This window comes from Pseudomonas guariconensis (genome assembly GCF_024127895.1).
In the GTDB taxonomy this organism is placed as follows: Bacteria; Pseudomonadota; Gammaproteobacteria; order Pseudomonadales; family Pseudomonadaceae; genus Aquipseudomonas; species Aquipseudomonas guariconensis_B.
Window position 1 is genome coordinate 26,783 of sequence record NZ_JAMYBK010000037.1, and the last position, 13,626, is coordinate 40,408.

14 protein-coding genes are annotated in these 13,626 nt (G+C 66.4%); 9 read left to right on the forward strand and 5 right to left on the reverse strand.

The window, feature by feature from the left end; genetic code table 11:
- Positions 1–88 precede the first annotated feature (88 nt).
- Positions 89–865 carry an AraC family transcriptional regulator gene (locus tag NJF35_RS23375; RefSeq protein ID WP_225790853.1) on the forward strand — a complete coding sequence of 259 codons (777 nt, stop codon included), beginning with the start codon at positions 89–91 and terminating at the stop codon, positions 863–865.
- A gap of 58 nt (positions 866–923) precedes the next feature.
- On the opposite strand, the gene NJF35_RS23380 is transcribed toward NJF35_RS23375, so the two are convergent.
- Together NJF35_RS23380 and moaA are read right to left on the reverse strand one after the other, a co-directional pair.
- On the reverse strand, positions 924–1,823 hold the full coding sequence (locus tag NJF35_RS23380; RefSeq protein WP_225790854.1) for a bestrophin family protein: 900 nt from the start codon (positions 1,821–1,823) through the stop codon (positions 924–926).
- 20 nt (positions 1,824–1,843) lie between these two features.
- On the reverse strand, positions 1,844–2,848 hold the full coding sequence (gene moaA, locus NJF35_RS23385; RefSeq protein WP_225790855.1) for a GTP 3',8-cyclase MoaA: 1,005 nt from the start codon (positions 2,846–2,848) through the stop codon (positions 1,844–1,846).
- Between the two features lie 285 nt (positions 2,849–3,133).
- On the opposite strand from moaA, the gene NJF35_RS23390 reads away from it, so the two are divergent.
- Positions 3,134–5,464 carry an FdhF/YdeP family oxidoreductase gene (locus NJF35_RS23390; protein ID WP_253091535.1) on the forward strand — a complete coding sequence of 777 codons (2,331 nt, stop codon included), beginning with the start codon at positions 3,134–3,136 and terminating at the stop codon, positions 5,462–5,464.
- Positions 5,465–5,528: 64 nt separating this feature from the next.
- Here the strand turns inward: NJF35_RS23390 and NJF35_RS23395 are convergent, their stop codons facing one another.
- Positions 5,529–5,987 (reverse strand): Lrp/AsnC family transcriptional regulator, encoded by a 459-nt coding sequence (locus NJF35_RS23395; protein WP_225790935.1) that lies wholly within the window; start codon positions 5,985–5,987, stop codon positions 5,529–5,531.
- 162 nt (positions 5,988–6,149) lie between these two features.
- On the opposite strand from NJF35_RS23395, the gene NJF35_RS23400 reads away from it, so the two are divergent.
- Entirely contained in the window at positions 6,150–7,331 is a 1,182-nt protein-coding gene (locus NJF35_RS23400) for a trans-sulfuration enzyme family protein (protein WP_225790936.1), read from the forward strand.
- 175 nt (positions 7,332–7,506) lie between these two features.
- Here NJF35_RS23400 and NJF35_RS23405 read toward each other — a convergent pair whose 3' ends face one another.
- Positions 7,507–7,743 carry a YdcH family protein gene (locus tag NJF35_RS23405; protein ID WP_225790937.1) on the reverse strand — a complete coding sequence of 79 codons (237 nt, stop codon included), beginning with the start codon at positions 7,741–7,743 and terminating at the stop codon, positions 7,507–7,509.
- 119 nt (positions 7,744–7,862) lie between these two features.
- Between NJF35_RS23405 and NJF35_RS23410 the strand changes: the two genes are divergently transcribed.
- From NJF35_RS23410 to NJF35_RS23425, 4 genes are all read left to right on the forward strand, one after another.
- Entirely contained in the window at positions 7,863–8,228 is a 366-nt protein-coding gene (locus tag NJF35_RS23410; RefSeq protein WP_225790938.1) for a 5-carboxymethyl-2-hydroxymuconate Delta-isomerase, read from the forward strand.
- 83 nt (positions 8,229–8,311) lie between these two features.
- Positions 8,312–9,442, forward strand: a complete 1,131-nt coding sequence (gene rnd / locus NJF35_RS23415; protein WP_225790939.1) for a ribonuclease D — start codon at positions 8,312–8,314, stop codon at positions 9,440–9,442.
- A complete protein-coding gene (locus NJF35_RS23420) occupies positions 9,442–9,735 on the forward strand; it encodes a YcgL domain-containing protein (RefSeq protein ID WP_015271354.1) in 294 nt (97 codons plus the stop codon). Before rnd ends, NJF35_RS23420 begins: the two co-directional genes overlap by 1 nt.
- A 78-nt stretch (positions 9,736–9,813) precedes the next feature.
- Positions 9,814–10,746 carry a D-2-hydroxyacid dehydrogenase gene (locus NJF35_RS23425; RefSeq protein WP_225790940.1) on the forward strand — a complete coding sequence of 311 codons (933 nt, stop codon included), beginning with the start codon at positions 9,814–9,816 and terminating at the stop codon, positions 10,744–10,746.
- Positions 10,747–10,858: 112 nt separating this feature from the next.
- Here the strand turns inward: NJF35_RS23425 and NJF35_RS23430 are convergent, their stop codons facing one another.
- Positions 10,859–11,455 (reverse strand): nitroreductase family protein, encoded by a 597-nt coding sequence (locus NJF35_RS23430; RefSeq protein WP_225790941.1) that lies wholly within the window; start codon positions 11,453–11,455, stop codon positions 10,859–10,861.
- Between the two features lie 210 nt (positions 11,456–11,665).
- Between NJF35_RS23430 and NJF35_RS23435 the strand changes: the two genes are divergently transcribed.
- Together NJF35_RS23435 and NJF35_RS23440 are read left to right on the forward strand one after the other, a co-directional pair.
- On the forward strand, positions 11,666–12,115 hold the full coding sequence (locus tag NJF35_RS23435; RefSeq protein WP_225790942.1) for a YcgN family cysteine cluster protein: 450 nt from the start codon (positions 11,666–11,668) through the stop codon (positions 12,113–12,115).
- A 41-nt stretch (positions 12,116–12,156) separates the two neighbouring features.
- Positions 12,157–13,365: a hypothetical protein gene (locus NJF35_RS23440; protein ID WP_225790943.1), complete on the forward strand. Its 1,209-nt coding sequence runs from the start codon at positions 12,157–12,159 to the stop codon at positions 13,363–13,365.
- Positions 13,366–13,626 lie beyond the last annotated feature (261 nt).

Consider the following 13,626-nt stretch of genomic DNA (forward strand, 5'->3'; position numbering starts at 1 on the left):
GGCACAGTCCGCGGCTTCGTCATGGCGCAGTGGACACGGCCGGGCCCTTGCGGCAAGGTGCCAGGCGCAAGGTTGCCGGAGAACGCGAATGAGGCAGGAGACACTGTCGATGCTTTACCAGGGCTTCGATCGACATCGCCCGCAGTCGATCGAAGCCCTGTTGGTTGGCGTGGCACCGCTGTTGCCGCTGTTGGATGTCATCCCCGACGCGGCGATCTTCATCAAGGATGACCAGGCCCGCTATGTGCTGGCCAACCGCACGCTGGTGCAGCGCTGCGGGCTGAAGGCGTTGGCGCCGCTGTTGGGCAAGACCAGTGCCGAGGTCTTTCCGGCGCAGTTGGGGCCGGGCTACACCGAGCAGGATCGCCGGGTGCTCAGGCAAGGGGCAACCCTCGAGGACCAGTTGGAACTGCACCTGTATGGCAGCCGCGAACCGGGCTGGTGCCTGACTCACAAATGGCCGCTATACGACACCGCCGGCCAGATCATCGGCCTGGTGGGGATTTCCGTGGACCTGCAGGCCGCCACCGATACGCACCCGGCCTACCAGCGCCTGGCCGCTGTGGACGAGCATATCCGCCGGCATTTCAACCAACCGATCAGCCTCGGCGAGCTGACCCGCATCGCCGGCCTCTCCGTCGCCCAGCTAGAGCGCTACTGCAAGCGGGTGTTCCACCTGACGCCACGGCAGATGATCCACAAGGCCCGGCTGGAGCACGCGCACCGCCTGCTGCACACCGAACTGCCGATCACCGAGGTCGCCCTGCAGTGCGGCTATACCGACCACAGCGCCTTCAGCCGGCAGTTCAAGCAGCTGACCGGCTTCACGCCCCGGCAGTATCGAGCGGCGACGGAGCAACGATGATCGTAAGCGGTGCAGGGTGTGGGAGCGGCCTTGTGTCGCGAAGCGGCCCTCTGGGGAATCAACTGAGCACATGATCCACCGGCTCCAGCGCCGGTGGCAGTGGCTCATGCCCCAGTGCCGCCAGCACGTCGCGCTCGAGGGTGCGCACCAGGGCATCGGTCGGCAAATCGTTCTGGTCGCGGCCGAACGGGTCTTCCAGTTCGTTGCCGATGGCGTCCAGGCCAAAGAAGGTATAGCTGATGATGGTGGTGAACAGCGGCGCCAGCCAGCCCAGTGGCCCGGCCAGGGCGAACGGCAGCAGCAGGCAGAAGATATAGATGGTGCGATGCAGCAGCAGGGTGTAGGGGAAGGGCAGCGGCGTGCCTTTGATCCGCTCGCAGGTGGCCTGGACGTCCGACAGCCCGACCAGTCGCTGCTCCAGCAGGGTATAGCGCCACTCGCTGATCTGCTGGCGCTCGGCCAGGCGCGCGCAGTGCTCGCCGACCTGGCGCAGGATACCGTCGCACAGGTTGTGCGGGCTGATGGCGTCGATATCGCTCAGCCAGGGCCGGGCGGCATGCAGCTCGTCTTCGCTGCGCAGGCGTGCGTTGAGGGCGTGGGCGAAGCCGCACAGGCTGCGCAGCAGCTCGGTACGCAGGCGTTCGTCGGCGATCGCCAGGCTTTCGCGGGCGAACGAGCGGACCTCGATGATCAGCCGGCCCCAGGCCTTGCGTCCCTCCCACCAACGGTCGTAGCAGGCGTTGTTGCGAAAGCTCATGAAGATCGACAGCGACAGCCCGAGCAGGGTGAACGGCGTCGCGCTGACCGGATAGGCAAAGGCCGGGAAGTGCCGCTCGGCCAGCACGATCAAGGCGGCCAGCAGGGTGACCATCAGGCAGCGCAGGGCGATGCGCTTGACGATCGATCCCTTGAGGGTGAACAGCAGGCGCAGCACATCGGGGCGGGGGTGGACGATCATGAGGTTCCAGAGGCGGCCGCTCAGCCGCCGGTCATGTTCATGAAGCGCAGGATCTGCACCTCGCCGCCGACCTCGAAGTGGTGGCGGTAGGGCTTGAGCTGCATGGCCTCGCGGATGGCCTTTTCCAGGCGCGCGCTGTCGCCGGGGTGGGCGCGCAGGACCTGCTTGAGGTCCATCGAGTGCTCGTTGCCCAGGCACAGCAGCAGGCGTCCCTCGACGGTCAGGCGCACGCGGTTGCAGGTGGCGCAGAAGTTGTGGCTGTGCGGCGAGATGAAGCCGACCCGGGTATTCACCGCTTCGGCCAGGCGCCAGTAGCGCGCCGGGCCCTGGGACGACTCGGCCGACTCGACCAGGGTGAAGTGCTCGGCCAGGCGCTCGCGGACTTCATCGCTGGAGCAGTAGGATTCGCCGCGTTCGTGCTCGCTGATCACGCCCAGGGGCATTTCCTCGATGAAGGAGATGTCCAGTTCACGGTCGATGGCGAAGCGCACCAGGTCGACGATCTCGTGGTCGTTGCGGCCCTTGAGCACCACGCAGTTGAGCTTGGTACGGCGAAAGCCTGCGTGGCGCGCGGCGTCGATGCCGGCGATCACCTGGTCGAGGTCGCCGGTGCGGGTCAGGCTGCGGAAGCGTTCGGCGTTCAGGCTGTCGAGGCTGATGTTCAGGCGCGAGACGCCGGCATCGAACAGCGGCCCGGCCAGGCGGACCAGTTGCGAGCCGTTGCTGGTCAGGCACAGTTCGCGCAGGCCTGGCAGGGCGGCGATGCGCTCGCACAGCCCGACGATGCCCTGGCGCACCAGCGGCTCGCCGCCGGTCAGGCGGATCTTGCGGGTGCCCAGGGCGACGAAGCGCTCGGCCACCTGGTACAGCTCCTCGAGGCTGAGGATCTGTTGGCGCGGCAGGAACTGCATGTCTTCGGCCATGCAGTAGACGCAGCGGAAGTCGCAGCGGTCGGTGACCGACATCCGCAGGTAGTCGATTCTCCGGTTGAAGCCGTCGATCAGTGCCTGGGGGTTCTGTTCCACGTTCACGCTCGAATGAGGGGGTGAATTGAGCGGCGAGCTCGCCGCGGACAAGGTTCAAGCTATAACCTGCGGGCACCCCCGTCAAATCGCTTTCCCCTCTTATGCGATCAGCCCCGTCTATCACCCGTGCATGCCGCGCCCCCCGTGGTCTGCGCGCCATCATCGATACGGTTTATCGTGCCGTAGGGGATATCGATTGGACGCGCTCATACCAGGCTTCTTAGGCTGGCGAAAATACCGGGCGAGCGATCCGGTGACTTCTATGCCCGCGTGAGGATCCACCGCATGAGCCAAGACGAACACATCAGGGACTACAAGGGCCCGGCTGCCGGCTGGGGCGCGCTCAAGAGCGTGACCAAGGCCTGGCTGGGCAGCGAGAATGCCTTCAAGAACCTGCGGGCCATGCTCAAGACCAACCAGAACGGTGGCTTCGACTGCCCCGGCTGCGCCTGGGGCGAGTCGCCGGAAAGCGACATGGTCAAGTTCTGCGAGAACGGCGCCAAGGCGGTGAACTGGGAAGCCACCGGGCGCTCGGTGGACCCGGCGTTCTTCGCCAAGTACAGCGTCAGTGCTTTGGCCGCGCAGACCGACTACTGGCTCGAGTACCAGGGCCGGTTGACCCACCCGATGCGTTACGACGCGGCCACCGACCACTATGTGCAAACCAGTTGGGACGAGGCCTTCGCCCTTATCGCCCAGCACCTGAACGCCCTGGAGTCGCCCGACCAGGCCGAGTTCTACACCTCGGGCCGGGCCAGCAACGAGGCGGCGTTCCTCTACCAGCTGTTCGTCCGTGCCTACGGCACCAATAACTTCCCCGACTGCTCGAACATGTGCCACGAGGCCAGTGGCGTGGGCATGAACAGCACCCTCGGGGTCGGCAAGGGCACCGTGGTGTTCCATGACCTGGAACTGGCTGACGCGATCTTCGTGATCGGCCAGAACCCCGGCACCAATCATCCACGCATGCTCGAACCGCTGCGCGAGGCGGTCAAGCGAGGTGCCCAGGTGGTGTGCTTCAACCCGCTCAAGGAGCGCGGCCTGGAGCGCTTCCAGCACCCGCAGCACCCGTTCGAGATGCTCAGCAACGGCGCCGAGCCGACCAACACCGTCTACTTCCGTCCGGCCCTGGGCGGCGACATGGCGGTGATGCGCGGTATCGCCAAGTACCTCCTGCAGTGGGAGCGCGAGGCCCAGGCCAAGGGCGAGCCAGCGGTGTTCGACCATGCCTTCATCGCCGAGCACACCAGCGGTATCGACGCCTACCTGGCGGCGGTGGACGCCACGCCCTGGGCGCACATCATCGAGCAATCCGGCCTGAGCCAGGCCGAGATCGAGTTGGCCGCGCGCATGTACCGCAAGGCCGAGCGGGTGATCATGTGCTGGGCGATGGGCGTGACCCAGCACCGTCACTCGGTGCCCACCGTGCAGGAGATCGTCAACCTGCAACTGCTGCGCGGCAACGTCGGCAAGCCCGGTGCCGGCCTGTCGCCGGTGCGAGGCCACAGCAACGTGCAGGGCGACCGCACCATGGGCATCGACGAAAAGCCCCCGGTGCGTCTGCTCGATGCCCTCGAAAAGCGTTTTCACTTCAAGGTGCCCCGCGAACATGGGCACAACGCCGTGCTGGCGATCAAGGCCATGGAAGAGCAGCGCGCCAAGGTGTTCATCGGCCTGGGTGGCAACTTCGCCCAGGCGACGCCGGACACCTCGCGCACCCATGCGGCACTGCGCAACTGCGACCTGACCGTGCACATCGCCACCAAGCTCAACCGCTCGCACCTGGTGACCGGGCGTGACGCGCTGATCCTGCCGTGCCTCGGCCGGACGGAAATCGACCTGCAGGCCGAGGGGCCGCAAGGCGTCACCGTGGAAGACACCTTCAGCATGGTGCACATCTCCCATGGCCAGTTGAAACCGCGCTCGCCGCATCTGCGCTCGGAGCCGGCGATCATCGCCGGCATGGCCAAGGCCACCCTGGGCAACCATCCGATCGACTGGGACTATGTCGTCGGCGACTATGCGCGTATCCGTGACTTGATCGCCGATGTCATTCCGGGCTTTGCCGATTTCAACGCGCGCTTGCAGCATCCGGGCGGTTTCCACCTGGGCAACAGCGCGGCCGAACGTACCTGGCGCACCGCCAGCGGCAAGGCCCGCTTCACCGCCAGCCAGTTGCCCGAGCAACTGGTCAACGCCCAGGTGCTGGCCCGTGGCGACAAGCCGGACCTGATCCTGCAGACCCTGCGTTCCCACGACCAGTACAACACCACCCTGTATGGCCTGGACGACCGCTACCGGGGCGTGTTCGGCCTGCGCGAGGTGGTGTTCGTCAACGAGGCGGACATCCGCCGCCTGGGCTTCGAGCCTGGCGAGCACGTGGACATGGTGTCGCTGTGGGAGGACGGGCGCGAGCGGCGGGTGTCGGGTTTCCGCCTGGTGCCCTACGACCTGCCCGAGGGCCAGGCCGCGGCGTACTACCCGGAGACCAACCCGCTGGTGCCGTTGGAGAGCTATGGCGAGGGGACCTACACGCCGACCTCCAAGTTCGTGGCGATCAAGCTGGAGAAGGCGCAGGCGGGGAACCGGATCGAGGCGGCGATCGCCGTGGAGTGAGAGCGTGGGCTGGCGGATCAGCCAAGTGGTGCTTTGAAGCCTGGGCTGCCAAGCGGCCCTCGTGTCACCGATGCACCGGATACGCCGTGGTGTACTTCATCTGCTCCATGGCAAAGCTGGACGTGATGTTCGACAGCCCGTCGGTGCTGGTGATCAGCTTCTTGTAGAAGCGATCGTAGGCGGCGATGTCGCCCACCACTACCCGCAGCATGTAGTCCCAGTCCCCGGACATGCGGTAGACCTCCATCACCTCCTCGAAACCGGTCACCGTCGTGGCGAACTGCTCGAGCCAGGCACTGTCGTGGCGCTGGGTCTTGAGCTGGACGAACACCGTCAGGCCCAGGCCCAGGCGCTCGGGGTCGAGCAGGGCGACGCGGCGGCGAATATAGCCCTCGTCTTCCAGGCGCTTGACCCGCTTCCAGCAAGGGGTTGTGGACAGGTTGACGGCTTCGGCCAGGTCCTTGAGGGACATCGAGGCATCGCGCTGGAGCAGGGTGAGGATGTGCTGGTCGAAACTGTCCATGTCGGTGAAGGGCTCGATGGAGAAAAAGGTTCTCCAGATTAGCCCAGTTGCAGAAACAAGAGAACGCTTGTGTGTCGCCAGTGACATGTTCGTTCCCCATACAACGAGGATGAGGGCGGATATGCGATAGTGGCGCCTTTCAACCTGCCTCGTTCCCAGTCAATGGACCCGATCATGTCCGACAAGCCACGCAATTTCGCCACCCGTACCCTCCATGCCGGCGAGCAGTTCGGCGTCGCCGACAATGCCATCTTCCCGGCCATCGTCACCGCCAGCTCGTTCATCAAGCGCAGCCTGGACGACAACCCCGAGTACGCCTACAGCCGCGTCGGCAACCCGACCCGGCATGCCTACGAGACCTGCGTCGCGGCCCTGGAGGAGGGTGTCGGCGCGGTGGCCACCGCTTCGGGCGTGGGCGCCACGGCCACCGTGCTGGAGCTGCTGCCCAAGGATGCCCACGTGGTGGTGATGAACGGCGTCTACGGCGGTACTTTCCGCCTGCTGGAAGACTACCGCAGCCACACCTCGGGCCTGACCACCACCTACGTCGACCTCAACGACCTGCAGGCCGTGGCCGCGGCGATCCGCCCCGAGACCCGGCTGATCTGGATCGAGTCGCCGACCAACCCGTTGCTGCACCTGGTGGACATCCAGGCCATCTGCGCCCTGGCCCGCGAGCACGGCATCCTCACCTGCATCGACAACACCTTCTGCTCGCCCTGGAACCAGCGGCCGATCACCCTCGGCGTGGACCTGGTGATGCACTCGGCGAGCAAGTACATCGGTGGCCATTCCGACCTCATCGGTGGCGTGGTGGTGGCGGGCAACGACGCGCTGCTGGCGCGGCTGCGCAAGATCAGCATGGCCGTTGGCGCGATCCAGGGGCCGTTCGACTGCTACCTGGCCCTGCGCGGCCTCAAGACCCTCGACGTGCGCATGGAGCGCCAGTGCGCCAACGCCCTGCGCGTGGCGCGCTTTCTCGAAGGGCATGCGCAGGTCGAGCAGGTCTACTACCCGGAGCTGGAGAGCCATCCGCAGCACGCGCTGTGCAAGCGCCAGATGCGCAGCGGTGGGGCGGTGGTGGCGATGAAGGTCAAGGGCGGCCGGGCGGCGGTCGAGCGGCTGGTCGAGGCGCTGTCGATCTTCGTCCTGGCCGACTCGCTGGGGGGCGTGGAGAGCATGATCAACCACTCCTGGAGCATGTCGCACAACTCCCTGAGCCCGGAGCAGAAGGAGGCGATGGGGATCGGCGAGAACCTGCTGCGGTTGTCGGTGGGGATCGAGGATCATCGCGACTTGATCGATGACCTGGACACTGCGCTCAAGGCTTCGGCGGCGGTATAGGTGCCTGGGGCCGTTTCGCGCCCCATCGCCGGCAAGCCGGCTCCCACAGGTACGAGTCGTACCCTGGATGATGCGGTTTGCAGGGACTGTGTGGGAGCCGGCTTGCCGGCGATGGGCTGCAAAGCAGCCCCAATGCCACTTGACTGGCCGGCCCGCGAAGGGGCGGTGGGACGGGTCAGGATTTGGGCGGATGGATGATCCGTTCGATCTTGTCCTTGATCAACAACCGCTCCTTGCGCAAGCGGTTGACCGCATCGTCGGAAGTACCGTTGCCTTCGGCGGCCACCACTTCCTTGTCCTTGGCGTTGTACTCCTTGTGCAGTTGATGCAGCGTCTGGTCCTTGTCGATGAGCGCCTGGAAATCTTCAGCGCAAATGTGCAGGTCAGCGAGCAGATCATGCGGGACTGGCATTTCTTCACCTCGGGTCAGGGGTTGGCGAAAAGTCCTGAACCTTGAGGATAGTCGTCTTTGCGCAGGTCAGGGACTGGGGTAGGCTGTCGCACTCCCTCCCGTGACCCGGAACCCGCGCCATGCCTCATCTGAACCTGGAATACAGCGACAACCTGGGCGACCTGAACGTCGACCTGCTGCTCATGCGCCTGAACCATGCCCTGGTCGGCAGCGGCCAGTTCGCCGACGAGCTGGACATCAAGAGCCGCGCCCAGGCTTTCGCCCAGTACCGGGTAGGCACCGCACCGGGCGAGCGGGCCTTCGCCCACGTACGCCTGGCGATCCTCAGCGGGCGTTCACCGCAGGTGAAGAAGCAGCTGTCCGGCAGCCTGCTGGAGGTGCTGCGCGAGGCGATCCCGACCAGGGCCGGGCTGGATATCCAGCTGTGCGTGGAAGTGCTGGACATCGACCGCGAACCCTACGCCAAGCTGCACCTGCCCGGCTGAGCGACTGCGCCGATCGCCCGCCAGGTTTCACCCCCAGGCCCCGCGCCGTATATACTGCGCGCCAATGTTTGTGGGAGAGCCTCGTGGCCATCGAAATACACTGGATCCGTGACGACCAGACCCTGGCCGAACACTGCCGGGCCTGGCGCGAACTGCCTTTCGTAGCGCTCGACACCGAATTCATGCGGGTCGACACCTTCTATCCCAAGGCCGGCCTGATCCAGGTCGGCGACGGTCAGCGGGCCTTCCTGATCGACCCCTTGCTGATCGGCGACTGGCAACCGCTGGCCGGGCTGCTCGAGGACAATGGCGTGGTCAAGGTCCTGCATGCCTGCAGCGAGGACCTGGAAGTGCTCCTGCGCCTGACCGGCAAGCTGCCGCAACCGTTGTTCGACACCCAGCTGGCCGCCGGCTACCTGAACATCGGTTTTTCCATGGGCTATTCGCGGCTGGTGCAGGAGGTCCTGGGGATCGACCTGCCCAAGGGCGAGACCCGCTCGGACTGGTTGCAGCGGCCGTTGTCCGAGACCCAGGTCAGCTATGCCGCCGAGGACGCCGTGCACCTGGCCGAGCTGTTCACCGCCCTGCGCCCGCGGCTGTCGGACGACAAGTACGCCTGGGTGCTGGAGGACGGCGCCGAGCTGGTCGCCCAATTGCGCCGGGAGGTCGAGCCCGAGGCCCTGTACCGCGACGTCAAGCTGGCCTGGAAGCTGTCGCGCCAGCAGCTGGCGGTGCTGCGCGAACTGTGCGCCTGGCGTGAGCGCCAGGCCCGTGGCCGCGACCTGCCGCGCAACCGCATCCTGCGCGAACACGCGCTCTGGCCCATGGCCAGGCACCAGCCGGACAGCCTGTCGGCCCTGGCGAAGATCGACGACATGCACCCGCGCACCATCCGCCAGGACGGCGAGTTCCTCCTCGAGCTGATCAAGCGCGCCGCCAGCCTGCCCGAGGCGCAGTGGCCGCCCGCGTTGCCCGAGCCGCTGCCGATCGAGGCCGCCGCTATCCTCAAGCGCCTGCGCGGGGTTGGCCAGGCCGAAGGCGAGCGCCTGGGCATCGCCCCGGAGCTGATGCTGCGCAAGAAGACCCTGGAGGCCTTGCTCAAGAGTGGCTTCCCCAACGGCCCCTATCAACTGCCCGATTCGCTGCGCGGCTGGCGTCGCGAGCGCATGGGCCAGGCCCTGCTGGACAGCCTGGCAGGTGCCGGAGAATCCTGATGAAACGTATCTGTTCGATCTACAAGAGCCCACGCAAGAACGAGATGTACCTCTACGTGCTCAAGGCCGATGGCCTGGAGCGTGTGCCGGAGGGCCTGCTGCCGTTCTTCGGCACCCCGGTGCACGCCTTCGACCTGGTGCTCACCCCCGAGCGCAAGCTGGCCCGCGAGGACATCGCCAAGGTCTTGGAGAACCTCGACAACCAGGGCTACCACCTGCAGATGCCGCCGCCCGAGGACGACTACATCGAGCACCTGCCCGAAGAACTGCTGCGCCGCAACGACCCGGCCTGATTCCGGGCCGTTCGCCTCACCCTGCCAAGCGGTCCGTCTGCCGGGCCGCCTTCGTTGTTGTCTGCCAAGGTTTTCGACATGCGCGTTCTGATCGCTGAACAGGATCATGCCCACTATGCCCGCCTGCTGGGCGAGGCGGCACCAGACCTGGAGGTACTGACCAGCGGCGACGCCGCCGAACTGGCACGCCAGGCAGCCGAATGCACGGTATGGCTGGGCCAGCCTGACCTGCTGGCCAGCCTCCTGCGCCAGGGCCACAGGCCACGCTGGGTGCAATCGACCTGGGCGGGGGTTACCCCGCTGCTGGCCGAGGGGTTGCCCCGCGACTACCGTCTGACCCGTGCCGTGGGCATCTTCGGCCAGGTCATGGCCGAGTACATGCTGACCTACATGCTCGGCCACGAGCGCGACGTACTGGCGCGGCTGGCCAGCCAGGCCGAGCGGCGCTGGGACGACCGCCCCGGGCGCAGCCTGGAAGGGCGGCGGGTGCTGGTCGTGGGTACCGGCGACATCGGCCAGCGGGTCGCGGAACTGCTCGCGCCGTTCGGGGTGTCCCTGCATGGCATCGCCAGCAGTACCCGCCAGCAGGCGCCGTTCGTCGAGGTAGCTGGCCTGGACGCGTTGCCGCGGTTGGTGGAGCAGGCCGACTACGTGCTCAACCTGCTGCCGGACACCCCGCAGACCCATGATTTGTACGATGCGGCGCTGTTCCGGCGCTTCAAGCCCAGCGCGTTGTTCATCAATGCCGGGCGCGGCGTGGCGGTGGTCGATGACGACTTGGTCGAAGCCTTGAAGCAGGGCCACTTGGCCGGCGCGGTAATCGACGTCTGCCGCCAGGAGCCCTTGCCCCGGAGCCACCCGTTCTGGACCGCCTGGGGCCTGCTGCTGACCGGCCACAGTTCGGCCCCCACCTCGCCGACGGCGATGGTGCGGTTGTTCGTCGAGAACGTGCGGGCGTACCAGGCGGGCCGGGCATTGCGAGGAGAGGTGGATTTCGGGCGGGGGTATTGAGCGGCAAGCTTCAAGCTGCAAGAGAGATCGTGCCGAGCTTTCGATCTTGGATCATGCCCCGGTCCAGAGGCGACATCGATCTTCTTGCAGCTTGAGGCTTGCAGTTTGCCGCTTAGAGAAGGTTGAAATCGCCTTCGGCGGCCAGTTCGCTCAGGGGGCGGCGAGGGCTGGGGACTTCGCGGGCTTGCAGGCCTTCGGCGAGGGTTGCCTTGTCGCCCAGCTTGCCGATCGCCACCATCGCATGCAGGGCGTAGCCCTCGGGGATCTTCAGTGCCTGACGCGCCAGCGCCTGGTCGAAGCCGGCCATGCCGTGGGTGTGCCAGCCGCTGATGCTGGCCTGCAGGGCCAGGTGGCCCCAGGCCGAGCCGGTGTCGAAGGTGTGCCACAGCGCCGGGGTTTGCTCGCTGGCGCCCGGGGCGGTGAAGGTCGTCTTGGACATGATCAGCACCAGCGCCGAGGCGTGCTGGGCCCAGCTGCGGTTGAATTCGTTGAGGATGCCCAGGTAGCGCTCCCAGTTCGGCGTGTCGCGGCGGGCATAGAGGAAGCGCCAGGGTTGCGAGTTGTAGGCCGAAGGTGCCCAGCGCGCGGCTTCCAGGAAGCCCAGCAGGGTTTCCTGGCTGATCGGCTCGGCGGTGAATGCCCGTGGCGACCAGCGGTTGATGAACTGCTCGTTAATGGCGTAGTCGGCAATGCGCGGGTTGGCGCTCATGGGTCGCTCCTGCAAGGGAAGGGAAAGCGCGCACGCTACTGCGTCCGCTCGCCGCTGACAAGCGGTCTGGCATTGACCGGGGACAGGCTCTAGACTGGCGCCGCCGTGGCAGATGCCAGCAGCAAGCATCGAGCTGCACGCCACCAGAGAAGTCGTTACGCGCCCGCGCTTGCTTGACGCTCGTCGCTGGCCTTATGCAGGAAACCTGTGATGATCGCTGACAACGCGCCCTTCTGGCGGCGCAAGACCCTCGAGCAACTCGATCCCCGGGAATGGGAGTCGCTCTGCGACGGCTGCGGCCTGTGCTGCCTGCAGAAGCTCGAGGACGAGGACGACAACAGCGTCTACTACACGCGCATTGCCTGCAAGCTGCTGGACCTCGACACCTGCCAGTGCAGCGACTACCCCAACCGTTTCGCCCAGGTGCCGGACTGCATCCAGCTCACCCCCGGCAAGGCCGACCAGTTCAAGTGGCTGCCGACCACCTGCGGTTATCGCCTGGTCAGCGAAGGCAAGGACCTGCCGACCTGGCATCATCTGGTTTGCGGTGATCGCAAACAAGTGCATGAGCAGCGTATTTCCCAGTCGGGGCGTATGCTCAGCGAGAACGACGTGGACGAAGACGACTGGGAAGACCACCTGATCTTTCGCGCCGGTTGAGCTGCCTGGGCCTGTCGCGTCTGGGAAAAAGGAGTTTCTGTATGCGTCGCCACCTCTTGTTGGTCCTGGGCCTGACGGCCTGCTTCCCCGCCTGGGCGCGCAAGGTCGACCTGGATTACCAGGTGCGCCTGCTGCCCCAGAGCGGCCAGGCCGAGGTGCGCCTGGTCCTGGCCGATGGCAGCGCGGTGCGCAGCCTGGATTTCGACCTGGGCAAGGGCGGCGTCTACAGCGGCTTCCTGGCCGATGGCCAATGGCAGGTGCAGGCGCAACGGGGGATCTGGCACCCGGCCCCGGGCAAGGCCAGCCTCAGTTACCGCGTGCAACTGGACCAGAAGCCCCAGGGCGTTACCTATGAAAGCCGCATCACCCCGCGCTGGGCGCTGTTTCGCGGCGACCAGCTGGTGCCGGCGGCGCGCCTCGACCAGCAGGATGGCACCGAGTTGGTGGCGCGCCTGGCGTTCGAGCTGCCCGAGGGCTGGAAGAGCGTCGAGACCGCCTGGCCGCGTATCGGCAAGCACAAGTTTCGCCTCGACAATGTCTCGCGCCTGTTCGACCGCCCCACCGGCTGGATGCTGGCCGGCAACCTCGGCAGCCGCCGTGCGCGCCTGGGCGAGACGGAGGTGACCGTGGCCGCGCCGCAAGGGCAGGGCATGCGGCGCATGGACACCCTGACCCTGCTGACGTTCGTCTGGCCCCAGTTGCAGGCGGTGTTTCCGCGCAACCCGCCCAAGCTGCTGCTGGTTGGCGCGCGTGACGAGATGTGGCGCGGGGTCCTGAGTGGGCACAACTCCCTGTACGTGCACAGCAGCCGTCCGTTGATCGGCGAGAGCGGCACCAGCCCCTTGCTGCGCGAGCTGGTGCAGTTGTTCGCCCAAGTCAATGACCGGGATGGCAGCGACTGGCTGGGCGAAAGCCTGGCCGACTACTACGCCACCGAGCTGCTGCGTCGTGCCGGCGGCATGGGCGACGACCGCTACCAGGCCCTGCAGGCGCGCCTGCACCAGCAGGGCGCCAAGGTCACCCGCCTGCGTGGCGACAAGGCCGACGCCGCCCAGGTGGCCCGCGGCGTGCTGTTGCTCCAGGCGCTGGACCGCGAGATCCGCCTGCATACCCATGACAAGCGCTCGCTGGATGACGTCACCCAGGCGCTGATGCGGTTGTCCAGCGTCAGCAACGAGGAGTTCGTGCAGATCAGCGAGAGCGTGCTCGGGCGGCGCTCCGAGGTGTTGCAGAGCAAGCTGTTGCGCTAGCGCGCGAAAAGGCTGGCCCCAACATCACCGGTGCATGGCAAGGGCTACGCCCTTGTTCGCGGGCAAGCCCGCTCCCACGGGCCCCTGCAAACCACATTACTTGTGATCGACTCGACCACTCTGTAGGAGCCGGCTTGCCGGCGATTGGGCCAGCCCTGACACCACCGACATATGGCAAGGGCTACGCCCTTGTTCGCGGGCAAGCCCGCTCCCACGGGCCCCTGCAAACCACATTACTTGTGATCGACTCGACCACTCTGT

What these genes read in the sequence shown, in the direction of transcription:
- NJF35_RS23420 (WP_015271354.1), top strand. Translation starts at nt 9,442, where the DNA reads ATGAAACGTATCTGTTCGATCTACAAGAGCCCACGCAAGAACGAGATG.
- NJF35_RS23375 (WP_225790853.1), top strand. Translation starts at nt 89, where the DNA reads ATGAGGCAGGAGACACTGTCGATGCTTTACCAGGGCTTCGATCGACAT.
- NJF35_RS23435 (WP_225790942.1), top strand. Translation starts at nt 11,666, where the DNA reads ATGATCGCTGACAACGCGCCCTTCTGGCGGCGCAAGACCCTCGAGCAA.
- NJF35_RS23425 (WP_225790940.1), top strand. Translation starts at nt 9,814, where the DNA reads ATGCGCGTTCTGATCGCTGAACAGGATCATGCCCACTATGCCCGCCTG.
- NJF35_RS23400 (WP_225790936.1), top strand. Translation starts at nt 6,150, where the DNA reads ATGGACCCGATCATGTCCGACAAGCCACGCAATTTCGCCACCCGTACC.
- NJF35_RS23430 (WP_225790941.1), bottom strand. Translation starts at nt 11,455, where the DNA reads ATGAGCGCCAACCCGCGCATTGCCGACTACGCCATTAACGAGCAGTTC.
- NJF35_RS23440 (WP_225790943.1), top strand. Translation starts at nt 12,157, where the DNA reads ATGCGTCGCCACCTCTTGTTGGTCCTGGGCCTGACGGCCTGCTTCCCC.
- NJF35_RS23380 (WP_225790854.1), bottom strand. Translation starts at nt 1,823, where the DNA reads ATGATCGTCCACCCCCGCCCCGATGTGCTGCGCCTGCTGTTCACCCTC.
- NJF35_RS23395 (WP_225790935.1), bottom strand. Translation starts at nt 5,987, where the DNA reads ATGGACAGTTTCGACCAGCACATCCTCACCCTGCTCCAGCGCGATGCC.
- NJF35_RS23405 (WP_225790937.1), bottom strand. Translation starts at nt 7,743, where the DNA reads ATGCCAGTCCCGCATGATCTGCTCGCTGACCTGCACATTTGCGCTGAA.
- NJF35_RS23390 (WP_253091535.1), top strand. Translation starts at nt 3,134, where the DNA reads ATGAGCCAAGACGAACACATCAGGGACTACAAGGGCCCGGCTGCCGGC.
- NJF35_RS23410 (WP_225790938.1), top strand. Translation starts at nt 7,863, where the DNA reads ATGCCTCATCTGAACCTGGAATACAGCGACAACCTGGGCGACCTGAAC.